The 25,953-nt window shown below is 42.7% G+C and carries 13 protein-coding genes; 3 read left to right on the plus strand and 10 right to left on the minus strand.

What is annotated here, in order from left to right; translation table 11 throughout:
• Window positions 1–32: 32 nt before the first annotated feature.
• Complete coding sequence (locus tag ACH59B_RS23015; protein WP_102997553.1) at window positions 33–2,750, minus strand: stalk domain-containing protein; 2,718 nt, start codon at window positions 2,748–2,750, stop codon at window positions 33–35.
• 264 nt (window positions 2,751–3,014) lie between these two features.
• Here ACH59B_RS23015 and ACH59B_RS23020 point away from each other — a divergent pair, with 264 nt between their 5' ends.
• Genes ACH59B_RS23020 through ACH59B_RS23030 form a run of 3 tightly spaced genes read left to right on the plus strand, consistent with a single transcriptional unit; the run spans window position 3,015 to window position 8,495 of the window.
• Window positions 3,015–4,424 carry an efflux RND transporter periplasmic adaptor subunit gene (locus tag ACH59B_RS23020; RefSeq protein ID WP_102997543.1) on the plus strand — a complete coding sequence of 470 codons (1,410 nt, stop codon included), beginning with the start codon at window positions 3,015–3,017 and terminating at the stop codon, window positions 4,422–4,424.
• Window positions 4,421–7,537, plus strand: a complete 3,117-nt coding sequence (locus ACH59B_RS23025; RefSeq protein WP_285693294.1) for an efflux RND transporter permease subunit — start codon at window positions 4,421–4,423, stop codon at window positions 7,535–7,537. Before ACH59B_RS23020 ends, ACH59B_RS23025 begins: the two co-directional genes overlap by 4 nt.
• A 55-nt stretch (window positions 7,538–7,592) precedes the next feature.
• The gene (locus ACH59B_RS23030; RefSeq protein ID WP_016822908.1) at window positions 7,593–8,495 is read left to right on the plus strand and encodes a TetR/AcrR family transcriptional regulator; all 903 of its coding nucleotides are present in this window, start codon (window positions 7,593–7,595) and stop codon (window positions 8,493–8,495) included.
• Between the two features lie 127 nt (window positions 8,496–8,622).
• Here ACH59B_RS23030 and metK read toward each other — a convergent pair whose 3' ends face one another.
• The 9 genes from metK to ACH59B_RS23075 form a co-directional block, all read right to left on the minus strand.
• A complete protein-coding gene (gene metK, locus ACH59B_RS23035) occupies window positions 8,623–9,825 on the minus strand; it encodes a methionine adenosyltransferase (protein WP_013373407.1) in 1,203 nt (400 codons plus the stop codon).
• Window positions 9,826–10,154: 329 nt separating this feature from the next.
• The gene (locus ACH59B_RS23040; protein ID WP_016822907.1) at window positions 10,155–10,445 is read right to left on the minus strand and encodes an alpha/beta-type small acid-soluble spore protein; all 291 of its coding nucleotides are present in this window, start codon (window positions 10,443–10,445) and stop codon (window positions 10,155–10,157) included.
• Window positions 10,446–10,581: 136 nt separating this feature from the next.
• On the minus strand, window positions 10,582–11,163 hold the full coding sequence (locus tag ACH59B_RS23045; RefSeq protein WP_044786141.1) for a hypothetical protein: 582 nt from the start codon (window positions 11,161–11,163) through the stop codon (window positions 10,582–10,584).
• Between the two features lie 44 nt (window positions 11,164–11,207).
• Entirely contained in the window at window positions 11,208–12,740 is a 1,533-nt protein-coding gene (locus ACH59B_RS23050; protein WP_404302765.1) for a stalk domain-containing protein, read from the minus strand.
• 99 nt (window positions 12,741–12,839) lie between these two features.
• A complete protein-coding gene (locus ACH59B_RS23055; RefSeq protein WP_123797726.1) occupies window positions 12,840–15,206 on the minus strand; it encodes a copper amine oxidase N-terminal domain-containing protein in 2,367 nt (788 codons plus the stop codon).
• 538 nt (window positions 15,207–15,744) lie between these two features.
• Window positions 15,745–17,091, minus strand: a complete 1,347-nt coding sequence (locus tag ACH59B_RS23060; RefSeq protein WP_123797727.1) for an efflux RND transporter periplasmic adaptor subunit — start codon at window positions 17,089–17,091, stop codon at window positions 15,745–15,747.
• 19 nt (window positions 17,092–17,110) lie between these two features.
• Complete coding sequence (locus tag ACH59B_RS23065) at window positions 17,111–20,248, minus strand: efflux RND transporter permease subunit (protein ID WP_123797728.1); 3,138 nt, start codon at window positions 20,246–20,248, stop codon at window positions 17,111–17,113.
• A gap of 351 nt (window positions 20,249–20,599) precedes the next feature.
• A complete protein-coding gene (locus ACH59B_RS23070) occupies window positions 20,600–24,616 on the minus strand; it encodes an S-layer homology domain-containing protein (protein ID WP_044786146.1) in 4,017 nt (1,338 codons plus the stop codon).
• 190 nt (window positions 24,617–24,806) lie between these two features.
• Window positions 24,807–25,937: a glycosyltransferase family 4 protein gene (locus ACH59B_RS23075; RefSeq protein ID WP_019688811.1), complete on the minus strand. Its 1,131-nt coding sequence runs from the start codon at window positions 25,935–25,937 to the stop codon at window positions 24,807–24,809.
• Between the last annotated feature and the right edge of the window lie 16 nt (window positions 25,938–25,953).

Here is a 25,953-nt window from a genome sequence, read left to right on the forward strand (position 1 = left end):
ATCCTAGCATTTCAAGTATATATCATACCATATCATGACTGGAGGGTGATGGTCTTCGTTTCTTGTTCCCATTTTACAGTCATTCCTAACTGTTCAGACACCAGTCTTAATGGGACTAAAGTCCTGCCTCCCAGTACAATAGGTGCAACTTCAGTGCTCTGACGCTTTCCGTTTAGAATCACTTCTTTTTTTCCTACAGTCAAATCCATCAGCACACCACCGCGCATAATGGTGATCCGCTGATCGCCCGCATTCCATTTGGCTTGTCCGCCAAATGCGTCCAGCACATACTTAATTGGAACATATGTCGAACCATTGCGAGTCATCGGAGCTGCATCAATCGTTGTTGGCGTTCCATTTACCGTCATTGATTTTTGACCGATCGTCATCTGAGCTGTTCCCTTTTTAAGTCCTTCTGTGCCGACCGTCCCCGGTGTATTAAAAGAGATATTATCAAAAGCGACCTTACCTGTCTTAGCGCGCTCATCCTGACCCTCGGCTACATTGACCACATAGAGACGTTTCAGCTTCGCCGGATAGGAAATATTTAAACTGCTCATATCTGCGTTAATCGTTTTCCAGCCGTTCCAGTCAATCACTTTGGCGAGATCAATGTATGCCGTTTTGCCTTGAGCATCCTCCAGCTCCGCACGCAGCCAGTTCAGACTCTTATCCCCTTTGACATCAATCGAGATGGATGTAGCTGCCTGCTCCAACGTCTTCCCGGATGTGCCATTTAATTGAGCGTAAGCATACATTTTGCCACTGCCGTTCGTCATGTCGTAGCTTAGCTCCAGCACTTTGGAATTGGCATGGTCTCCATCCCCTTGTACAACAGCCGCTGTACCGGTAACACCTTCCACATTTGAAGTGAAATCAACCGGATACGAAACATTTTCGAAGTTTTCCCAGTTATTTGTACTTGCCCCGCCAGCGGACAGGAAGACAACCGCACTGAAACCATCGTAGCGACCAATGGCATAGCCTGTTTTCACACCCGCATCCACTGTATTTACCGTAAGCTGATTATCCTTAACGTTTCCCTTAAAGCCGATGAACTCCCATTTGAGCGCATCTGATGTAATGCTGACACTCTGTCCATCTTTCGTCTTGGCCGTTATCGGTACTGCGATTTTAGCTCCTGCAGTAAGCGAGCCTGTCCCACTTCCTGCAGTAAGTGATGAAATTTCATCTGCTCCAAGCACGGTGACCTTGGTTGTTGCACTGGCTGAGCCACTGGATGCAGTTAAAGTAGCAGTTCCCGGTTTGGCCCCCTTCACAACACCGCCGCTCACGGACACAACAGCTGGGTTGCTGGACTTCCACGTCACTTGTACTTTCGAGGTATCAAATGGATTGTAGTAGTTGTCGTAGCCTTTGAAGGAGTAACTTCCGCTCTGACCAATCAGCAGCGTTTTATTGCCCTTGATGGTAAAGCCTTTGAGCGTTCCTTTAGGAGCAGTGGTATATACTCCCACTCCATTTACGATGCTACGTTGCTCTGTACCATATTCTGTATTGAATGTAAGCCCCGCTGTCGTATCTCCCAAATCACGAGTTACCATGGTGGTAGAGCCGCCACCATCGAGGTTCATCCCCTTCCAGACACCAATATCTTTCATCAGTGTTTGCAGCTCGCTCAAGGATACACCAACGCTGTTCCCATTCTTCTCAACGGCGATGACATAGGCATATCGCTTGTCACGGGAATATCCCAAAGCCGTACGCGCACGCGTCCCGCCTATACTTGTCGTACTTCGGGAGAACGAAGTCTTCTGTCCGTCATTTACTAATATGGTATGTCCACCGATCATCATTTGTAGGTTGGAAGGATCTACTTCACTCCCTGTCGATTTGACGCGAAGGTGATAGTTCGTTTCTACAGTCTGTCCCACAGTCAGATGCGCTTTGGCATAATCCGCTGCTTTACCGTGTGTACGCAAAATATAGCCATCCTGCGGAACAGTCATATTCAATGTAGCATTTTCGGAGACTTGCGTAACCACGCCATTTTGTACCAATATTTCAGTAGGCGTTGTCGAACTGTTTTTAGGTCGTTCAATTGCTTTCCAAGCAGATGTATAAATATACATAGCATTGGAGTGACTATAGCTGCTCCCACTCGTCTCAGGCGAGTACGAAGCCTTATTCATCCCTGCCAAAGAGAAGGAAGACCCATCACCAGCTTTTACTGTACCTTCAAAAGTAAATTGCTCAACCATCGGTGAGCCATCCTTCGTTACAGCAAAGGCATACATCCCTGTTAAATCAGAGGGAGTAGACATCAACACCCCTTTGGACACCTGTCCACCGATCGGTGCTCCCTCGCTAGAGGTATTAAAATAATCCCCGTTCACGCCAGCAACCGCACCGGTCTCTTTTGCCATACCGCCTGTACTCTGACGGGTCGTAAACTGTCCGTTCTTCCCAGTCATGACATCCAGCTTTACGTACGGATTTTGCAGGTCTATTCGAACGATATCAGCCAGCGCTGTTCCCTTGGACCCTTTAAAACGATATTTCAATAATGTTGCGCCCGAAGTAATGATCTCCTCACCCAATTTTACCGTTGAACCGGAGGCAGCACTCGCGATTGGCGCAGATATCCAATTGTTTAACGGGACTAGAACCCCAGTTCCGGCAACCGGACCGACCCATAATACTCCTGCCAGCGTTAAAACAGCCCATCTTTTAGCAATTCCTTTGCCATCTACTTTCACTTTGCTCTGTTTTCTATTACTTAAAAACATTTGGATAATAGCTCCCATCTTCTTTGTATTCAAACGGATTAATCCGCGCATGTACTCTACCAATAAACAAAAAAATCCTCTTATGTTAATAGACTTATTATAAAGGCAAAAGTTCCGAAATTCCGCCAACTAATTCATAAAATCCAAAACAGTGAATTGACGAATGCAATATAGGCGCACTATAATACACATGAACTAATGAGTTCATTTTAAACCAATTAGTTTAAAGTCGATTTTATGACCCTATCGGAAGGAAGGATAATCATGAATAAACAACGGGCCATCATCATACTCACCTTATCAATGAGCCTCGCAATTGCCGGATGTTCTACCGGAAAAAAAGATGCTGCTTCAGGTTCATCCGCACAGCCGACCGTTGTGCGCACTACAATCGTCAAAAATACACGACTCCATACCGCCTATGACTTGTCAGGCACCCTTCAGGCTTATGAAGAACGTACACTGGCCTTTCAAAATGGAGGTATCGTCGCCAGCGCAGAGGTCACTACTGGCACTCTAGTCCAAAAAGGGGCAATCATTGCCCGTCTAGATGATGCTGACTACAGGCTACAGGTTGCACAGGCAACGGCCTCTATCCAAGAAGCTTTAGCCGGTATAGATAACGCACAGGCTAACCTACAGGCAGCTGCCTCTGCCATTCAATCCGCCGATGCAGGTATTACGAGTGCTCGTGCAAATGTCAGCAAGGCCAGCAAGGGTGCGCGCGCTCAGGAAAAACAGCAAGCACAGATCACTGTCGATAAGGCACAAAGCGCCTATAACAAGGCCAGGACGGATAGCGAGCGGACGCAAAAGCTGTTTGAGGCAGGTGCAGCTACCGCGTCGGATAACGAGAACGCCCGCCTGAATGCAACTGCTGCTCTTCAAAATCTGGAGCAAGCAAAAGCTTCCTTATCTCTTTTGCTGGAAGGGGCCACAGCCGAAGAGCATCAATCTGTCCAAGCTTCCTTTCAGGATGCGATTGCAGGTAAAACTAAAGCTCTTGCAGCCAGCGAACAAGCAGAGGCTTCCCAGAAACAAGCACGTGCCAACTACGAAAAGGCCCTTGTCGCCAAGGACCAGGCGGAGCTGGCATTGTCACGCACCCGTTTAACTTCTCCCGTGAACGGCGTAATCTTAGACAAAATCGTGAATACAGGTGATTTGGTCGCGTCGGGCCAAGCCGTCTATCGCATAGGCTCCACCGACCGTCTTAAAGTACTCCTTCCCGTACCAGACAGTGAAATTAAGAATTGGAAAAAGGGACAACAGGTGAAGGTGGCACTCTATGATGAGACTCGTCATGGTATGGTGTCCAACATCTATCCTTCAACCAGCACCGATACGGGGCGGGTTAACGTAGAGATTATCATTGCCAATCCACAGCGAGACTGGTTACCCGGCCAGGTCATTAAAGCTGCGCATCAGGTGACAGACAAGAATGGTATTCTTGTGCCTGCTGAAGCAGTCATCAATACGGGAAGCAAGCCTTTTATTTTCAAAGATATTCAAGGAAAAGCGGTTAGAACTCCTGTGGAGCTTGGCAATCAGGTTGTAGATAATCAATTGCAAATTGTATCCGGGCTTCGTGAAGGAGAACGTATTGTCATTAAAGGGGCAGAATCCCTGTTTGATGGAAATGCGATTCAGTCGGAGGAAGGCGGACGTCCATGATTGAGTACATCGTAAAAAAGCGAAAAATAACATTGCTGTTTTTTGTCATGCTGATTGTAGTTGGAGCTTTCGGTTTTTTCCAGTTACCACAGCAGGAAATGCCAGACGTGACCATACAGAATGCTATGGTCACAACCGTTTACCCCGGTGCTTCGCCACAAAAGGTAGAACAAACCGTAACTAAAGAGCTGGAGAAACGCATCAAGGAGGTTGAAGGTGTTAAAACGATTAATTCGACTTCTGGCAACGGATTCTCCTCTATTCTAATCGAATCCAAAAATGGAGTGGATCCTCAGACAGTTTGGGATAATATGCGTAAAAAGGTGCAAGATGCACAAGCCGATCTTCCTCAAGGTGCTGAGGTGCCTGTTGTAAATGACAAGCTGACCAGCTCGTTTATCGGCTCTTATGCTCTGACCGCCGACTCATCTGCACCACTGTATAAACTAAATGATTTGACCACCACCTGGAAAGATCAACTTAATACGATTTCCGGCGTATCCAGTGTCAAATTCAATGGTCTTCCTGACCAAGAAGTACGTGTCCATATCGACAATCAGAAGCTCCAGCAATATCAGTTGTCGTGGGGACAAGTGGCACAAGCGATCCAATCTCAGATCGATCGAGTTCCTACCGGTAATATTGAATACAACGGACGTACCTATCAACTCATTGTTCGTGAGACCGAAAAAGCTGACGAATTAAATCAGGTCATTTTGACACGTACAAAGGAAGGTAATCCTGTTTATTTAAGAGATATTGGAACAACTGAGCTGGCACATCCTGAGGCAGAATATTTCGCTTATGTAGAGGGTAAACCGGCCATTACGCTAAGTATTGGAGCGGAAACAGGCACAGACATCCCCTCTATGAGCGAAAAGGTCAATACCAAGCTCAAAGAGCTGGAGAAAACACTCCCCGTAGGTGTTCACTTACAGACTCTCTTTGCACAAAAGGATCAGGTAAACCATATCTTTGACGACTTAAAGCGTGAAACGATTCTGGCAATTGCGGCTGTTATTCTCGTTTGTATGTTGGGCTTGAATTTGCTCACCTCTGCTTTTGTCGCGCTGGCAATCCCTATTTCGGTTTCGATTGCCATTATCTTTCTACCTATGTTCGGCATTACTTTAAATCAGATTTCCGTTGTCGGTCTGATCATTGTACTCGGCATACTCGTGGATGATGCTGTAGTGGTAAACGATAATATTGAGCGCAGACTTACGGAATTAGGAGAATCACCCTCCGTTGCAGCTATAAAAGGTACCAAAGAGGTCATGCTGTCTATTTTGGTTGCAACATTGGCCACCATCTCAGCTTTCGCTCCACTGTTGTTTCTTCCCGGAAATGTAGGTGCCTTTATTAGACCCATTCCCGCCATTGTTTCTCTGACCATGTTAGCCTCTATGATCATGTCCCTCACGATCATCCCTATTTTTCGAGAATGGTATGAGAAGCGCAGACAGACTCGTCATCCTCAGGGGAAATCAAAACCAGTAGGCTTGCTCGGTCAGCAGATTCACTCTTTAAACAAGCTTTATTCACAAAAGCTGATGCCTAAAGTCATTCAGCGTCCCTTGCTGACGGCTATGGTTGGACTCATGCTTGGAACAGCTGCTTATGGATTAGTTCCCTTTACATCCGTTGAGCTTTTCCCTGAATCGGAAGACCCTCATGTTGCACTAAATGTAAAAATGCCTGTAGGCACTTCCATTGCGGAAACCGACCAGGTCGTTAAAGATCTTGCAGGCTGGATCAAGAAGCAACCTGAAACTTCCAAGGTCGTTTACAGCGCAGGAGGGACTGCTCCCCAACTGTTTACTGACATTAATAGCATGGGTGGAACTATTACTTATAACGAAACCGTAGGTCAGATTGCTGTCGTCGGAAAAGAGAATGTTTTCGATCTCAATTCGACAGTTGATGCCTGGGAACAACATGTTAAGAAATCCTACCCTGGCGTCACGGTTACCATGTATGTTCCCCGTCTTGGGATTCCAGTAGGTAAACCCGTTTCTATTCGTATCTCAGGTCAGGATTTAAATGAACTGCAAACCCTTGCCCAAAAAGCAAAGGAGCAGATCGCGACAGTAGAGGGCACAACGGGCATCGTAGATGACATAGGAATTGAACGATATGCCCTCGAGCTTGAGGTCAACAAACAAGCCATGGATCAATATTTAGTAAGCTACACAGATTTGACTCGTACCCTTCTTCTGTTAAAAGAAGGAGCTCAAGTCAGTCAATTCGATACTGGAAGCAGTCTGGTAGATATCAAAATGTATTTGAATCACAGTAACGAGGAGCCAAGTAAGCTTTTCCAACAACTAAGTGTAGTGAATGCAGCCGGAAAGCAAATTCCATTAAACCAGCTAGTACAGATTAAGCCGTCATTTGCTATTCAGCAAATCAAGCATTACAATATGGAGCGGACGATTACAGTCGAAGCCGACTTGAACGGACGAACTGCAAGCGAAGCCATGGTAGATGTGGAAGGCAAACTGGCACAAATGAAGTTCCCTGAAGGCTATAAATGGGAGGTAGGCGGTGAAACATCCGATCAGTCTACCATATTCGCGGATTTAGGGAAGCTGGCGATCGTTGTAGTCTTACTCATTCTACTCTTGATCACGATGCAGTTTTATTCACTCTCCATTCCTATTATTATTATGACAACCGTGTACCTAGCAGCAGCCGGCGGGATAATTGGTATTTTTCTGACTGGTATGCCCATCGGTTTTATGAGCATCATGGGAATTATCGCACTTGCGGGCATTGTTGTGAGGAATGGGATTGTCTTAATTGAATTTATCGAGGATGCAAGACATGAAGGAATGGAATTAAAGGAAGCCGTAATACAAGCGGCCGCTGCTCGTTTCAGACCGATTTTATTGACTTCCCTGGCTGCCATTGTAGGTATGATTCCCTTAGCACTATTGGGAAGCCTGCTCTTTAAGCCACTAGCGTTCACCGTTATTTTCGGTTTGTTATTTTCGACCTTGTTAACTTTGTTTGTGGTGCCGTCCTTGTATATGATCATGGCCAAGTACAAGATGCACCGACAACTCAAAAAACAGCAGCACACAGTTATTACACGTGACCAACCTTTGTAATGTATGAAGTGGTAAATCCGCATGCTGTCGAGTTGGTTCCTGGAGGGAAGTATGTATGGAAAGTAAAAAAAATGATATTTTACAGGCGGCCATTCGGCTGTTCTCCAGAAAAGGCTATTATTCAACATCTGTTGAGGAAATCGCCAAAGAAAGTGGAATGGCAAAGGCATCCTTCTATAAATACTTTCAAGGGAAAGAAGAACTGCCTTTGGAAATGTGCATCATTCTGGAGAATAACATTGAACAAGACATCCGGGCTCTCTACAGTAAACCTGATCTTTCTAAGCACGATAAACTGCACGGTTTTATTGTACTTTATTTGAAAAATCTCGTTGAAAACAAAGTGTATCTCATGATGGATCTTCCTGAGCCTTCCATGCTTATTTTTCAGAATGAACAACTCAATGGTGCGTTTGAACAGCACGAATACAAATTGTACAAATGGGTTCACGACTGCCTAATTGATATTTTTGGACCAGGCATTGAAGATCATGCATGGGATATAACCTTTGTACTGAAAAGCATTGTGTTCGAATATATTCGCTTCTTTGCCGATCGGATGAATGATGAAACGATTGAGCATCTAACACAGTTTATCATCTTCTTATCCAGTTCCTTGGCAACCAGCCTGAGCAGTGCTGATTCCGCTCCACATTTGTTCTGGAGCAAAAAAGGCTGGTTACCCGAGAGCGCACTAAGTAATCCCTTTGACCAAGGTCGTCAAATTAACGGCCTGCTCCACTCCCTGGAAGACAGTATACTGCTTTCTTCGTGGAGCACAGAGGAGAAACAGGAGTGTCAGCAAATTTACGCTCAATTAAAGGAAGAGGCTCTGAAATCGAACCCTCAAAAAGGTCTCTTAAAAGCTCTTTTTGCGTATTTGGAGCAATATAAGGAAGTACAAAAGGTGTGTCATTTACTCAGAAATTTATTGGGTCTCGCACCGATATCCGAATAGTGGTGTGAAATTAAGTACACTATGGCAAGTTCATAATTAATAGCAGAGCATATCATAAAAAGACTGTCTCATGCATAGCATGAACAGTCTTTTTAGGTTAATGCGTTATTCTGATAACTTACGAGAATTATAACCCCGCTTGCTCTCTCAGAATTTCCGCTTTATCTACACTCTCCCACGGTACATCCAGATCTGTACGTCCAAAGTGGCCGTAAGCAGCTGTTTGCTTGTAAATTGGACGACGCAGATCCAACATGCGAATGATGCCTGCTGGGCGAAGATCGAAGTTATTTCGGATCAGTTCAACGAGTTTTTCATCACTAACTTTCCCTGTGCCGTATGTATCGACGTTAATCGAAACAGGCGTAGCTACACCGATGGCATAAGCAAGCTGAATTTCCACCTTGTCAGCCAATCCAGCTGCCACGAGGTTTTTCGCTACATAACGAGCAGCATAAGCAGCAGAACGGTCCACTTTGGTTGGATCTTTACCCGAAAATGCTCCCCCGCCATGACGTGCATAACCACCGTACGTATCCACAATAATTTTACGGCCTGTCAGACCTGCATCCCCTTGAGGACCACCGATAACGAAACGCCCTGTTGGATTAATGTAGTACTTGGTTTGCTCATCCAGCAATTCGGCAGGAACAACTGGCAAAATAACCTTTTCCTTGATGTCTGCTTGAATCTGTTCCAAAGTTGTATCTTCTGCATGCTGCGTAGAAACCACAATAGCATCAATACGAACAGGTTTTCCATTTTCATATTCTACCGTTACTTGAGTTTTACCATCTGGACGAAGGTAATTCAGCGTTCCATCCTTACGCACTTCAGACAAGCGTCGTGCAATACGGTGAGACATAGCGATAGGAAGAGGCATTAGCTCAGGTGTTTCGTTCGTAGCAAAACCGAACATTAATCCTTGGTCACCAGCCCCAATGTTTTCTGTTTCCTTATCTACTTCAGCAGGATCACGGCTTTCCAGGGCGGCGTTAACCCCTTGAGCAATGTCTGGCGACTGTTCATTCAAAGAAGTCAATACAGCGCAAGTATTATAGTCAAAACCGTATTTTGCACGTGTATAACCAATTTCCTTAATCGTATTACGAACAATGGATGGAATATCCACGTATTCCGATTTGGAGCTGATTTCACCAATGACGAGAACGAGACCGGTAGCTACCGATACTTCACATGCTACCCGTGCATTAGGGTCATTAGCCAAAAAGGCGTCCAATACAGCATCGGATATCTGATCACAAATTTTATCCGGATGGCCTTCTGTTACAGACTCGGACGTGAACAAATGACGACCTTTTACAGACATGAATTTCAACCTCCCACAATTAAAATACATGAGGATTTTTAATAAATCCTAACATGGCATGGCATTATTCAGTTACCTTCAACTCAACAAATGACGGAAGATATCTTTTACACCTGATTAACAAAAAATGAACCTTTTCCGGTAGGAAAAGGTTGCGTACAAGCCTCAAATGCCATGATATCCTATTTAAAACAAGGTGTCAATTCATGTCATCCAAATAACAAAATTCGAAAATGAAGTGAGTTTACATGCGAACCATTATGATCCACATGTAAATAGCTCCAGTTTATACCTACTATTTGTTTAAAATCTATATCAATAATTACAATTTATAATGTACCAAATTCAGACAGGCTACGTTCAGCGGATTGTATCAATCGTTTAGTAATTTCTCCACCAACGGAACCATTTTGTCTTGAAGTTAAATCGCGCCACTCTACATTTTGATTCCTTGTAAAATCCCCTAATTCTGCAGCAAATTCACTGTCAGCATTCGGATGTATATGTGCATATTGAGGATTATAAACAGGTAACCCAAACTCGGCAGCAATTTCATACTTCAAATCATCTAACCTCGCACGGCTTTCGGGAATTAATCGTCTTTGACTTCTTGACGCCATCGTATGCACCCTCCACTCAATGAATTATTTTTCATGAAGTTAGTGTGCAGTGTTTAAAGTCAACTTAGCCAAGAACAATTTGCTATCCCAAGCAGTATTTAAGAAAAAGAGTACCTTAAACAGAGATAGACACCAGTTATTGAACAGTATAACCGCCTCGTACCATAACGACTAGGCCAAACTTCTGTCCTTCTTTTACTTGAATACCTCTTCCTTCTCTTGGAAACGATAATAAATGATTTTTTTCGACAGCCTGGTTATGAACAATTTCAGTTCCAGAAGTAATATCAATAGCACCACTGGCATCCATGCTGTACACAACAGCATTTCCATTACGTAAAATAAATTCTGCCCCAGCTTTGGCAATCAGTTTCTGACCAGGCTTTACATCAACAACCTTCAAAGCCTCTGTCTGCTCCACCGTTGAACTTTTAGCGGCATTAGAGGTTCCTGAAGACGTTGTATTAGAAGCAGTGGTGTTTGTTGCTGGAGCAGTCGAGTTAGTTGTTTTACTACTAGTGCTGCTTGCAGTTCCCCCACCTTTGATGGCCTGAGCAATTTTTTGGTCAACATAGCTTTTGGTTACGACTGGATCATCAGCTGTTCCAGGTTGTCCAGAACTGGAGGCTCCATTAACTGAATTGTTCATCAAAGAGCCAGCCACAATTCCTCCTCCAAGTAAAACAGCAGCCAACGATACTTTATAGCGTGATTTCATGAAAACCTCCTACTGCAGTTATAACAAGTATAGGTAAGCTTAAATTATTGCGCACTTGCTCCAGCGGAACCTTGCATAGCCCATGGCTTATTGAAAGCCAGCTTCAAAGTATCAATACTTGACACAATATCTTCCGCTTGTTGTTCAGCAGTAGTCACTTTCAAATTAGCCTCGTAAACCTGAAGCTCAGTAGCCAGTCCAACATCAAATTGCTTTTTAGCCATATCAGCCGCACTTCTTGCACTCACCAAACCAGCTTGGATCTGTGAGTATTGGCTTTCCAATGCCTTGATATTGTTATAAATTGTTCTCACAGCTTCTTCCAACTGTCTCTTTGTACCTTCTGTAGCATACTGAGCTTTTTCAACATTAAGTTGTTCAGCTTCATATGGGGTATTTCCAGGAGTACTAAAGTTATAAAGCTTCAAGCTCAATTCAGCCAAATCCACTTTTTGCTCACTCAACCAAATGGCAGTACTGCTAGTGAGTACTTGGCTTACTTTTGTCTCTACATTATCTTTAAATTCAGAATAGACAGGCTTATCCTTCAATTCATAACGTTGCTCTGGTTTGTAGCCAATCAATTGATTCAAAGATACATATGCACTATCCAAATCTTTTTTAGCTTTATCCAAAGCAGCTTGATTTTGGGTCACCTGATTAGTTGCTTGGGTAACCTCATAATCACTCGACATTTGATTATCTCTCTTGATTTGTGCAACTTTAAGCTTGCGCTCAGCATCTTCAATATTTAATGCTGCCAGTTTGACGGCATTTTGCTTTTGAAGGAGCTTGTTATAAAGATCTTTCACATTATATTCAATACCCTCTTTGGTCATATCTAAGTTTTTCTTAGCAGCCTCATAATTTAGATTGGTTTGAGCATAGCCTTTAAAAGCTTTATCTTGACCTTCATCACCTGCTTCAGCTGGAACAAAGTCAATATTCTTGCCAGCTTCTTTCATAATTTTACCTGTTTGGTCAATAGTCGTTTCTGCTGTTTTAACTGAGGTACTATCGGCTATCGCCAGTTTAACTGCATCAACATAGGTCAAGGAGTCATTATAGTAGGTATCATAAGTAACTTTGGTCACAGGAGCTGCGAGTGGCTTACTAGACAAGCTATTGGCGTCAGTAGTGCTACCATTAGCTTGATTGGAAATAGTAACTGTTCGTGTCCTCTGATCCCAATTTACTTTGGCGCCTAATGATTGGCTCACAAAACGTAAAGGAACGAGTACTTGCCCCTTTTGAATTTGAGTTGCTGCATCAAGCTGTACCGGATTGCTGTTTTTATAAGCAAGTTTAGAACCAATATTTAAAGTTAATGTATCGTCATTTTTAGATGCTGTTACTTTTTTGGCTTTGCTGTCCCACTCCACTTGCGCTCCCAAGCTTTCAAAAACACCACGAAGAGGCACCAAGGTTGTATTTTGACTGACTATCGGAGACTGTGTATATTGCTGAGTTACACCGTTAATAATAACCTTTATATCACCTGACTGAGCTCCTGCAAGATTAGCAAACGCAGAAGTAAGAACCAATGTGGATAGTAATGCCGCTCCAAAACGTTTCATAATTTCTCTCCTTTGTCAATAAGACTAATAAAAGAAAAGGGCTCCAAAAGGAACCCTCTTCTCATCTAATTCAGTTAACTCAAAAGAGTTGCTCTTAAATTAGTTGTTGTTTTCAACAGTTACTGTTTTAGCAGTTGCATCATAGTTGATGGATGCATCCAGCGCTCTGCTCACCCAGAAGATAGGCAGTACAGTACGGTTTTTGTTAGTTACAGCTTTAACGTCCATACGAATCACAGAACCGTTAACAGTCAACAGGTTAGTGTTCAGTTTGATTTGAGCAACGCGGTCACCTTTAATCAGGGTAACTGTGGAAGTTGCTTTGTCAAACAGGATGTTTTGTGGGGATACACCCAAAGCTTCAGCTGCATAACGTACTGGCAAGTAAGTGCGTCCGTTTTCAGCATAAGCAGCTACATCAGCTGTTTTAGTTTCGCCGTTCACAGTGTAGGAAGTGCTTCCCAGTGTGAAGACAGCTTTAGTTTTAGTAGCACCTGGAGCTGGAGTTCCAACAGTTGCGATTGCTACTTCAGCAGCTGCAGTGTTGTTGTCTTTCCAGTTTTGAGTGTTGTCAGTTGCACCTTTGTATGCAGTGTAAGAAACTGCGCTACCTTTCAGCTTAGCAACGATGTCGCCTTGAGCTACAGTACGGTCAACAGTCAGCTTAGGAGCAGAGATTGTGATTGTACTTGGAGTAGCAGATTCGCTGTCGATGTAGAAGCTCAGACGGCCTTTGTTACTTTCGCCGTAAGTATCAGTAGATACGCTCTTCACTTTAACGTCACCAGCTGTAACTTTTACTTCTGGAGTAGAAGCAAAACGTACGCCTGTTGGCAATTCCAAGATTACTTCACGGCTACCGTCTTTCTTAACGAAAGCTTCTTTAGCAGCTTCAGTGATTGTGATATCGCCAACTTGTTGATCGCCCAGACCGATTGTCAGGGTTGGTTTGGAAGCAGCAGCCAGAGTAACTGCTTGTTTCACAGTTGCAACCTTAACATTACCGCTCAGACCTTGGCTACCAGCAACTTCAACGTTCAGATCGCCAGAGAAACCTGGTTGCGTAGCAACTTCAACGTTTTTCAGTTTCAAAGTACCAGCGTCAGTTGTGCTGTTAACGTTTTTGAAAGTCAGTTTCAAAGTACGTTTGTCAGAGTCAGTGTAGGAAACATCTGCTCCACCCAATCCGTTAGTGTTTTCCATAGAACCAGCAAAGCTGCTTCCTGGGTTGTTACTCTTGAAAGTTTCCTGCCAACGAGCACCTTCAGGCAGACGCAATGTTACAGTACGTCCATTAACAAAAGATTTAGCAACAGTTTCTTTGATTACGATATCGCCAATTTTTTGCTCGTCATGACCAGCAAGAATAGTTGTTGGAGTAGCTACGGATACGCCACCACCGATTTGACCATAGCTACCTACTACCAAGGAGCTAACGTCAGTTGTTGCATTACCAGAAATGCTAACTGTTACGTCGCCTTCTTTAACGTTAGTTTCGTCATCTACGTAGAAACCAACAGGCAATTGGAAAGATGTTTGTTGACCACTTACTTTATCCAAAGACAAAGTCAATGTGTCGCCATCTGCAGAGTATTTTACGTTTTCTGGTTTGATATCAGATCCAAACAGAATAGTAGCAGCGGATTTAGGAGCAGAATCCCATTTGAAACCACTAGGCAATTTCAACTTAATGTTGTTGTTACCCAAAGAGCCAGCTGTCTCTTCTTTAACTTTCAAAGTTGCAGTGAAGTTTTCTTCACTGGAAACAGTGTCAGCAGCGGACAAAGAAATTTGACCAGAAGAAACCACGTTACCGATCACTACTTCACCACTAGTCAAACCGCTTGCGGAAGCAGCATCAATAGCAACTTTGATTGGTCCATTGCTTGGTCCAGTTACATTAACTTTACCAAAGTTCAGATAAAGATCAGCAGCATCAGCAGAGTTACTGAAATTCAACTCAACTTTTGCAGATTTGTTAGTCAACTTAGTAACTACAACTGCATCTGCATCTTTATAACCAGTAGATTCAAGGTTTTCAGCGTCGTCGTTATCTTTTGGATCAAGATATACGCCCAAACCATAAGTAGCGTCAGTAGCAGTCTTTACGCGACTAACACCGTTCCCAGCACCAGAAAATTCAAAACCTTTTGGCAATGTTACTGTGAACGATGCACCAGGTCTGATGGAAGCTTGGCTAATGTTAATTTTTGCTCTACCCAATTCAGCATTAGGTTGTGCACCAGAACCAATATTAGGATTATTCAGGGTTGTAAAGCTAGAAGCTGCATGAATTGCAGTTGGTGCAGTCAAAGCTGCGATTGGAGCTGCAACACCAGCAACCAATGTTGCTGTTGCCAGCACGTTGATCATTTTTTTGTTAAACTTTGTCATAACCTTTTTTTCTCCTCCTTGAATATAAACAGAAATATTATTTTTGTCTTTTTGTCGGATCTTGTCACTCATCAGTCGTTACACCTCCTTTCCGAGCTTTATGAGAACCCTTATAAAATGATATCTGTGACAATATCACAGAAGCTTGGAATCTAGTTGAAAGAAAGCGTCCATTTATGACGTACTCCAGTATTATACAATGTGATAACAATGCAGTAAAGATTTTTTTTAGCGAATTTTGTCTTTACGCTTTTGTACCCCTTTGTTTCATACTCACCCAATTAGACGTAGCATGGGTCCAAAAAGTTGCGTCTGTTTCAAAAAAAAAAATTATTTTTTTTGATTATGTATTCCGCTTCCCACAGTCATAATTATACTATTGAACCTGTTCCTCCGTCATCCTACAACTTTTACCTTCTCAACCTTAAATGTACAAGGGTATTTTCTGTACATTAATCAGGTCTCTAATGGAGTATATTCTTAACGAATAATCCATAGAATACATAAAGTACATAAAGAATATGATTCCTTAGAAATCTAATACTCTAATACACTTTAAATAGTAGAAATGACGGAGGATAGGAATATAATGTAAATATAAAAAAACAAATTATTTTACTACATTAATCTTCGCGCCATCTGAAAGCAAACTTACGCCCTTAACGACGACATTTTGTCCCTCGGTAAGCCCCTTGGTTATCTCAACCTGTTTGGCACTTTCTTGGCCTGTTTGCACTTCAACCCGCTTTGCAGCAGTTCCTTCCACTACAAATGCATACTTCTTCCCTGCCTGTTCTGTAATGGCGTCCTGCGATACTAAAATGTTTTTAGGAGCTTCTGACTTCATATATACAGTTACAACCATCCCTGATTTTAATTCACCAGAACCATTTGGAACCGAAATCTCGACGGGATATGCCTTGAGATCATTATCCATTACCGGATTGACGGCCGATACTCTAGCTTCAATGCGCTTACCCAACGAGTCCACACCTACAGTTACAGATGAACCCACCTGCATCTTCAGAAGCTCCGATTCAGAAACGTTGACCTTAGCAATAATAGGATTGGTATTCGCAATTGTAACAACTGCAGATTGCGCACTAACCATTTGCCCTTGGACTCCTGTTACTACCGATATAGTGCCGGAAATCGGGGCTTTGACTACAGCATCCACCAGTTGACTACGCGCTGTGTCTAAATTCGCTTTGGCTTGATTAACAGAAGCACGCGCTACGTCTATGCCCGTTTTCTGTTGAGCAAGACGTAATGACTTCTGAGCATTATTATATGTTGTTTGCGCACTTTCCTTGGATGTTTGAGCATTGTGCAGCGCGATCTGTGCATTCTCCACTGCAGTTTGAGCCTTTCGATACGTTATTTGGGACTGCTCTAACTCGGATTGAGATAGAGCGCCCGCACTAAACAACTGTTGGTTGCGATTAAGCGTATTTTGTGCATCACGTACGGAATTTTGAGCATCAACCAAGCTGGTCTGAGCTTGAGTAATGGAATTGTCTTGCTGTACAAGCGCACTTTTGGCTTGATCCACACTGGACTCTGACTGTTGCACAGATTGCTCTGCGCCTGACTCAGCCTGTTTTAAATTGGCCAAGGCAACCTGATATGATTCCTGGGATTGCTTAATCGAGTCCCGTATATCCTTTTGATCTATAGTAAACAATGTGTCGCCTTTGCTTACCTTTTGCCCCACTGTAAGGTTAATACTTTGAATCTTACCACTAATTTTTGGAGATACTTGAGCCGTCTCTTTGGGAGCAAAGCTTCCAATAATACCTGTTGAATCCTTAATACTACCTTTCGTCACTTTTGCCACTTGGACTGGGATTGCCTTCTGCACTGAAGCTGGCGCAGCAGGGGCCTCCCCCCCACCGCAGCCTGCTAATGCAACTGATAAAAGCAAAGTTGTGACAACCAGAGCACTTTTTTTATTCATTATGTTTCTCCACCTCACCTTATATATGAACACTTTTTTGTAGTTTCGCTTCTTTTTTCAGTTGTCTCTTTGCTTGTCTTTTCAGTTTACGATCTTTGCGTTTCTGGATAATATTATCCAGTATTACGTAAACAACCGGAATAAGAATCAGTGTAATCAATGCTGCGAAAGACAACCCGAACACAACAACAACTGCCATTGGGGCTTGTGTCTCATTACCATCACCTGTAGCAAATGCCATAGGAATCAAAGCAAGTACGGTAGCGAGTGTTGTCATCAAAATCGGACGCAACCGCTCAGATGCTCCATGAATAATAGCTTCATCTCGATCTTCGCCTTCTTTTCGAAGCTGAATAATGAAATCAATCATAACAATAGCATTGTTGACGACCAAACCGACGAGCATGATATAACCTGTAAAAGCCGAAACACTGAGGCTTGCTCCCGTTACAACTAGACCGATAAGTACACCAATTAACGTAGGCGGAATCGAAAACATAATAACAAACGGTGTGAGCAACGATTCAAACTGTCCTGCCATAACCATATAAATCAGAACTACAGATAGCAGAATAGCTATGGCCAAGTTTATAAAGGACTCCATCATTTGTTCATTTTGCCCGCCCCCTGTATCTGCACTATAGCCTTCTGGGAAGTGGGTGCTCTTCAAAAGAGCATCAATTTTTTGATTGACAGTTAAAATATCCCCTGATCCATCAATGTCAGCTGTAATCTGTACTTGACGCGTCTGATCTTCACGGGTGACACTATCCGGTACAGCACGTTTATCAATACTTGCTACCGAAGATAAAGGTACATCAATCCCTTGTGAAGTGGTGATACGTAATGCATTCAAATAGGACCAGTCATGGCGATCCTGCTCTGGCAAAGATATTTTCACATCAATTTGGTCATCACCTGTGCGATAGCTTGTTGCAACAGATCCATTAAAGGAAGTGTTCACAGCAGATAGAATTTGGGTTGCAGATAAACCATACTGACTAGCAAGTTCTCGATTAACGGTAATCTCATATTCTTCGCGAACCGCATTCAAAGAACTTTTTACATTGACCGTTCCCGGTATATTCTTTACGTCAGCAACGAGATTGTCTGAGAGTTCCCTCAGGACGTCCATATCGTCACCTTTCAGATTAATGTTCACAGCCGATCCACTCGAAAGACCCGTTGCAGACGCCAGTGTAATCTCTGCATCCGGAATACTATCGAATTTCTTACGAAGGCCCTCAACTACAGTATCTGTTGGCTGATGCCCATCCTTCAGCGTTACACTTAGTTGTGCCGAATTGGATGGAGCAGCCCCTGAATAACCAGAAAGACCACCAGAACCAACAGTCACTGTCATTTTGTCCAGATCAGGTACTTTCAGAATTTCTTTTTCTATACCTTGAACAACACTTTCAGTTTCCTCCAGAATTGTTCCGTTAGGAAGTTTCACTGTAACTGAGAATTCCCCAGTATCGGATTCTGGAATAAATTCAGCCTTAACCATAGGAATCAGAGCCCCAGCTGCCACAAACATTAATAACGTAATGATTAGAACAGATTTTCTATGATTAATTCCCCATTTCAGTATACGTCGATAGCCACCCTTAAATTTCTCAAATCCGATATTAAACCACACAATAGGGTTAATACCTTTATAAGTACCTGAAGAATATATGGACTCATCCGGTACGGTAGGCATCCAACGCGAGCCGAGCATTGGCACAATCATAAGGGATACCAGCAAGGCTGCTATATGAGAAAAGATAACAGTTAATGCCAACGGTTTAAACATAACTCCTGCAATTCCGTCAACAAAAACAACTGGTAAAAATACTACAATCTGTGCAAGTGCAGATGCCATAACGGCATTGCCCACTTGCTTGGAACCATCAATAGCTCCTTGTAGCATACTTTTCCCTTCATGTCGTTGCCTAAATATATTTTCAATAATAACAACGGCAAAGTCGACAAAGGATCCTAGTCCCAGAAGCAAACCGCTCAGTGATATAATATTAATAGTTTGTCCGGTGAAATACATCATCATAAACGTTGCTACGAAAGAAATTGGGATAACAATCGTAGCGATAATAGTAGAACGTACACTATTCAAAAATAACAGCAACACAATGGCTGCGATAATAAGCCCTAATATAGCATGCTCTATTAGTGAGTGTACGGAATCGCTAATGGGTTTGGATGCATCAGTTACCATCTCCAGTTGAGTTCCCGGAGGCAGATCCTTCCGTATTGCCTCTAAACTTTCCTTCACCGAATCGGCGATTGAAAGAGTATTTCCTCCTGTTGCTTTCGTTACAGATATATTGATACTCGGCTTTCCATTAAAGGTAGAGATAGTAGTGACTTCTTCTACGGAGTCTTCAACCGTCGCGATATCCTTTAATTTTACACTTCCCTTGCCTACAGGGATTGGTGTTTCGCCCATTTCTGAAACAGCTTTATATTCACCTTGAACGCGAAGTTGGATTTGTGTATTACCACGATATACAGAACCAGCAGAGCCAGCAACATTATTAGCCGACAGAGCTTGGCGAATTTGATCCAGCGTAATGCCATAGCTTTGAAGCTTGGCCTGATCTACGGTAATCTTCACAAGCCGTTCTTGTCCACCTGACATGTTGGCTGCAGCTACTCCCGCAATTCTTTCAAGCCGCGGCTCGATAATATCTTCAGCAATAGGCTTCAGCTTGTTAATATCCTGGTCTCCTGTGAAAGCCAGGGTAATAACTGGCGTTGCATTGAGATCCACTTTAAGGACACGCGGCGAATTTGCCGCATCTGGAAGAGAACCTCTAATCGTATCAACTTTATCCCTCATGTCGAGGGTGGCCTGGTTCATATCTACTCCCCAGTTAAATTGAATCATGACCATAGATGATCCTTCTGAAGACTCGGACGTGATTGTATCCACGTTCTCGATAGAAGCCAGACTCTTTTCAATAGGTTTAGTAACCAATTCCTCAACCTCAGTAGGTGTCGCATTTGGAATACTGGTCACCACTGCAGCGTAAGGCAGCTTCATATCTGGCATATACTCGACAGGAAGCCTTAACGCAAAAATACCGCCCCCGATTAGCAAAACAAGAATTAACATAAATACTGTTACAGGACGGCGTATTGAAAACTGAGACATCTCATCACTCCCCACTCACTTCTCTATGTAATATTTAAGCACACACATCCTCTACTACGATGAAATAGGCGTAAAGTTTCAGATAAATGCGCAAAAAAAACATATACAAAAATAATAAACACATTTTGAGATAAATTCTTAAAAAAAAGCAATTAATACACCCATTTAAGGCAAAGCTAAAATAAAAAATGCAGTAATGCTTATCCAAAGTTTTCATCTCATTGATATTATGGCATAGGCCCGTAATTCCAGTCAAATAGCTGATTTATAAAAAACATCCCTCTCATGTATATGAAAGGGAATTTCCATTTCTCATGGAGGGATGTTTGATAATTTCAGGTTTTTGAATGATTAAATTTTAGGAAGCAGTTTTTTATCAGCCATAACTTTAGCCACAATAATCGCTGCATCTCCACGCAAGGTCAAGGATGTAGGGTTAAACATATAACCTTTTTTCGGATCACTTGCATCTACAGGAGACCCTGTGATAAAGCCTTTCTTGGCGATAGCCAATACAGATGCTTGCGCGTAGTAATCGATCTTGTCCGCATCTTTAAAGGTCTTGGACAGATTTTTCATGATCTTGTCATGATCTGTTTCCAGCTTCAAATTCAATGCCTTGGCGATAATGACTGCTGCATCTTGACGTGTGATTACATCTTCCGGCATAAAGATTCTTGGTTGCGAACCTTTGACAATACCGGCACGCGCAGCTGTTTCAATATAACGATAATCGTAGAGCGCATCTGCGGATATCGTATTTGGAATAGACACGTCGTCGAAGTGCTTCGCTCCACTGAAATTAAGTGGAATTTGCAAACCTTTGACAATCATCGACGTGAATTCGCCTCTCTTAATGTAGCTGTCAGGTCCAAAGCTATTAATTGGATCCATTGGGTTCATAACACCTTTAGCCAAGATCGCTTCGATGTAATCTCTGGCGTACTTGTGCTTAATGACATCACTATATGTTTCTCCAACCTTAGCAACTACATAGTAGCCGAAACGATCAAACGGTACTTTAATGGTATGTTTCTTCGGATCCACCACACCACCAATGTTCTGCCAATCCTTCAAATCAGGATCAAAAAAGAACACTGTCATTTGTTTCCCTGCATCCTGAGCAATACTGCTATCATACGTTAGCGTCAATGTAGCACGCTTGGAAGGTACTAGCTCGTTAGATGGGTCACGCCAGTAGAAGTTTTTGATCTTGCTACTGTCATTTTGCGATTTGTTTGCCAATTGATATGGATCGGCACCATACGTTACGGGATCGTAAGCATCTGTTTTGATATCATCTGCTGTACCTGGGTCAATCCAGAATACTGGACTGGACTTGGTAAAGCGACTTGGGAAATCTCTGTTGAAGTATCTACTTCCATCAGCAATCAAACTCTGCATGTCGGACAATGCTTTTTCAGTTTCAAATTCATGACGGTCTACCACACCATCTTCGCTATTCGCGATCGCAAAGTACAAAGTATGACCAGAGAAAACCTGGTTTTTGAATTGCTGTGGTTGATCGTAATCCCGACGTATCAGGCTCGTTCCCTTCGCGAAAGCAAGTGTAAGATTACCATCAAACACTTTGTGCGATGTTTTCATCGCTTCCATGTACTGCTCGCCAGGAATATTAGTAGGCACATATTTAACAGTAATGGTCTGTTTTAATTTTTCCTTGCCAACTGTAACCACTACATCAATTTTATTATCTTTGTTGGCTTTTAGACCTGTTACGATGGCTTTGTAAGTTGATGGGTAATCCACAGTACCATCATAATCAGAGTCGAATCCTTCTTGAACTGCTGTTTCCTTACCTACTGTAACACTATCTGCATTACCTGCGTTTACAACAACTTGCACAAAGTTTTGATTCACGATCCGTTTTTCAGGAAGCGGACGCAAGATATCAAACGAAGTGGATTGACCAGATACTTGCAGCCGGAAAGTAGCAAACGGTCCGCTCTTGCCACTATTGTACAAGGTAATGTTATAAGCTACTGGCGTTCCATCTTGCGAAATAGTTTGGTTTTTCAATACAAAGCTGAAATACTTTTTGTCCGGATGGTAGTATACGAGCAGGTCTTTCAAATCTTTGCTTGTAAACTTATCCGTAGTAGCACCAGAGTTGTATGCCGTTTTGGCATCTTCTGCTGAGAAGAACTCGTTATTCAGCGTCCAGTTAACCTCACTGTCGTCTGATCCCTTAATCTCTAAAATGTATTGATCTTTATTGGCAATATCACTTAATGAACCACTTACCTGATCCGCTTTACCCAAATCAGCAATACTGAAGGTACCAAAGATATTGATATTTTTCAGAGATGTTTTGTAGTTAGTGTCATCTACTTTAGTGAAATTTGCATCTTTTGCTTTCGGTGCAATTTCGCTATACTTCGGCGTATTGCTCAGGCCGCTAACGGGTGTAAAAGGAATAATTCCTTGTGTGTTTGGAGCAGGAATTACTGGAATATTCGTTTGTGTAAAGTTTACTTTTACCGTATTGCTATACTCGATACCTGGCTTGAACACAAACTTGATTTCATTATTTCCGTTTGCCAGTGCGTTTGCAGCCGCTGTTTCGGAGGAAGCAGCCAGCTTAAAGTTCGCTCCTGAGCCTTCAAGGTCAACTAATACGTTGTTCACATACAAGAATACGTTTCGGTTACTGCCAGTATAGTGAATATCCGCTGCATTACTTACATCCAGCAATTTACCTTTAAAATAACCCAATTGATTCAGTTTATAGGTGTTTAAGTTTGCACTCGATGTATTCAACGGAATTTGTTGACCATCATAAATCGTATCGTATTTCATGAATGGACCCTGCAATAAGTTTACAGTTGCCTTAATCAATTTGCTTGAGTCACCATTCAGGTAGAAATTCAGGACGTTTTGTCCTTCTTTAGGCAAAGTATCTACATAAGCAACAACTTTCTTCACTTGTGTTGACTTACCATTGATTGTCCGAATCACATCTTGGGGTGAACCCACAGTATGAACGGATATCCCAGAAAGCTCGCTAATTGAACTAGGTGTACCATTAACAATGATAAACTCCATACCTACAGGTACAGATGGAGCATCTGTAGTCTTGTTCTTCATAGAACTTCCTGTTAATTTCATAGCTTCATCTATGGCAGCAGCTTGATCAGACCCGCTACCGTTAATTCTACTTAACAGCTGATTATTAAAATCAGGGAGAAAGTTCACGTCGTCAATATAAGGCTGAGTGCTACTGCGCAATGTAAATTGAACCGCAGATGCATTCGAACTCGTCCCATCTGCAAACCCTACACTCAGGGATGCACGAATCAAGTGGTCAGTTACGATACCATCAGGCACAGTTACCTGGAACGGATATACTTTGTAACCACTGGATGTAACAACATTGGCTGTATCAATCGTAGCATCAATTCCATTGGTATCCCCAATGGCGCTACCGTTATTGCTTACATCCGTAAATCTGGCATTAATTTTGCTCACTACTGGATCAGTTGCTCCGGAAGGAACCAGAACATTACCTTTCAAAACCACACCGCTTGTAGACGATACGGTAAAGTCAGGCGAAGTCGTCAGATCAGCAGACACATTGCCGTCCTTATTCAAGGTCAAATCAGAAAATTCAGGTTTACCGGTATATATCGTAATTTCACGCGTAACTGTAAGAGCCTGAGTTCCGTTATTCACTTTAATCGACACTATATTTTTACCCGGAGTGAGTACAACACTACCTGTTAATTTATAGCTAGTATAAGAGGAAACATTATACGTGTTACTACTTTTTGTAGAAGTGAGCGTTACACTGTCAGCATTAGGAGCTGTACCTTGAATGACTACCTTCACGTCATCTGTGCCGCTATTTTTTGCATCTGTCAGCACCGCCGTCTGATTCTCTAGCAACTGCTGGGTTTGGCCATTCAGCGTAGCAGACAGATCATACAGCTTAGGTCCATCCTGATACTCAATGTAAATGGAATCCTTCATTTCAGCCGAATTTTGACTGCTTTGGAATGTAATTCGGTTCAAACCAGGGAACAGTTTAATATCTGAAATTTGAATTGCAGAGCCATTGACCGTAATTCCGCCCTTTTGACTCTCATTTTTATTAACTACTGTAAGGTTTGTTCCATTTTTGGAGAGTTGGAATACACTATAAGATATAGTACTTCCATTCACTCCGTTAATCGTACCGTTAACTGTAACACGGTCGGTGTTTACCATTCTAGCCGAATCCGCATCATATTTTTCATTTGGAAAAATGAAATAAGTTCCTGTCGCAGCATGAGCCGTACCTACCAGGGCCGCCGGCACCAAGCCAATGATGAGACCAACCGTCAGCAACATGGATAGCAATCGTTTCAAATCATTGTCCTCCTTTGATTCTGTCGCACCTTGGGGTACGTAATCATTCATTACTTTTTTTATCGGTAGCAAACATACAAAAAATTAGTAAATTCTCAAAAAAGGAGGGAGTTTTTTTACAGCAAACATCAAAAAAGCCTTCAAACCCGCGGTATACCGCTAAGCTTGAAGGCTTACATTTAAATTAAAATTATAATTTCGATCGCGTCTGGGAATCTGGCTTAGCCAACAACCGAATTAGTGTGTTAAGAACAGGACGTTTGGTTTTGCCAACGAGCCCAATAACTTCTGCCCCGATCTGTAGGAAGAACATCATGATACATATCACGACAAAGGTGACCCAGTTGGCTTCATTAAGCGCAGCCGACGATTGAATCACGGCTAATATACCGAAAAATACAGCAATACCGTAGATAATCAACACCGTCTGTCTGTGGCTGAAGCCTAGTTCGCGTAAGCAGTGATGCAAATGACCTTTATCCGGTGAGAATATCGGTTTTTTCTGCAACTTGCGACGAATAATAGCAAAGAATGTATCTGACAAAGGCACACCGATAATAATCAATGGCGTAATAAATGATACGATAGCAATTTGCTTGAAACCAAGCATTGAAAGCATAGCCAAAGAAAAGCCTAAAAATAAGGACCCTGTATCACCCATAAATATTTTTGCAGGATGAAAGTTGAAAAACAAAAATCCGATAATACTGCCCAACAGTACAAGGCAAAGCATGGCTACCATGTAATTGCCCATTAGTAGTGACATCACAGCGATCGTTCCAATCGCAATTCCTGAGACACCTGCAGCCAGTCCATCCAGACCGTCAATCAAATTGATTGCATTGGTCACACCTACGATCCAAAAAATCGTAAGCGGAATGGAAATCCAGCTTTCTAAAGAAGAGTATGCATCTTGAAAAGGTACATTTACAAAATCCACACGAATATCAAAAGCAAACACGACCATACACGCCACGGCAATTTGAGCCAAAAATTTCAATTTTGCATTAAGATCAAGACGATCATCGAGAGCACCAATCAATGTAATCAGCGTACCGCCAATCAGAAAGGCTGCAATAAAGTTAATATCCCGCGAGGACAGCATTCCGTCAGGCACAAAAGGTAACATCGCCAATAAGGACAACAGAAATGCCAAGAAAATCCCCAGACCGCCAAGACGCGGCATAATTCGGGTATGTACTTTTCGGGCATTCGGCACATCGACGGCTCCAACCTTCACAGCGAATTTCTTGACGAGCGGTGTCAGTAACAGCGCAAGTCCCAGTGCCATGATGAAACCAATAATATAGATCAATAACATTTGATCATTCGACCCC

Source organism: Paenibacillus sp. DP01 (assembly GCF_044784315.1).
GTDB lineage: Bacteria > Bacillota > Bacilli > Paenibacillales > Paenibacillaceae > Paenibacillus > Paenibacillus polymyxa.

Coding starts and splice junctions, on each gene's coding strand:
- ACH59B_RS23015 (WP_102997553.1), bottom strand. CDS start 2,750: ATGTTTTTAAGTAATAGAAAACAGAGCAAAGTGAAAGTAGATGGCAAA.
- ACH59B_RS23020 (WP_102997543.1), top strand. CDS start 3,015: ATGAATAAACAACGGGCCATCATCATACTCACCTTATCAATGAGCCTC.
- ACH59B_RS23025 (WP_285693294.1), top strand. CDS start 4,421: ATGATTGAGTACATCGTAAAAAAGCGAAAAATAACATTGCTGTTTTTT.
- ACH59B_RS23030 (WP_016822908.1), top strand. CDS start 7,593: ATGGAAAGTAAAAAAAATGATATTTTACAGGCGGCCATTCGGCTGTTC.
- metK (WP_013373407.1), bottom strand. CDS start 9,825: ATGTCTGTAAAAGGTCGTCATTTGTTCACGTCCGAGTCTGTAACAGAA.
- ACH59B_RS23040 (WP_016822907.1), bottom strand. CDS start 10,445: ATGGCGTCAAGAAGTCAAAGACGATTAATTCCCGAAAGCCGTGCGAGG.
- ACH59B_RS23045 (WP_044786141.1), bottom strand. CDS start 11,163: ATGAAATCACGCTATAAAGTATCGTTGGCTGCTGTTTTACTTGGAGGA.
- ACH59B_RS23050 (WP_404302765.1), bottom strand. CDS start 12,740: ATGAAACGTTTTGGAGCGGCATTACTATCCACATTGGTTCTTACTTCT.
- ACH59B_RS23055 (WP_123797726.1), bottom strand. CDS start 15,206: ATGAGTGACAAGATCCGACAAAAAGACAAAAATAATATTTCTGTTTAT.
- ACH59B_RS23060 (WP_123797727.1), bottom strand. CDS start 17,091: ATGAATAAAAAAAGTGCTCTGGTTGTCACAACTTTGCTTTTATCAGTT.
- ACH59B_RS23065 (WP_123797728.1), bottom strand. CDS start 20,248: ATGTCTCAGTTTTCAATACGCCGTCCTGTAACAGTATTTATGTTAATT.
- ACH59B_RS23075 (WP_019688811.1), bottom strand. CDS start 25,937: ATGTTATTGATCTATATTATTGGTTTCATCATGGCACTGGGACTTGCG.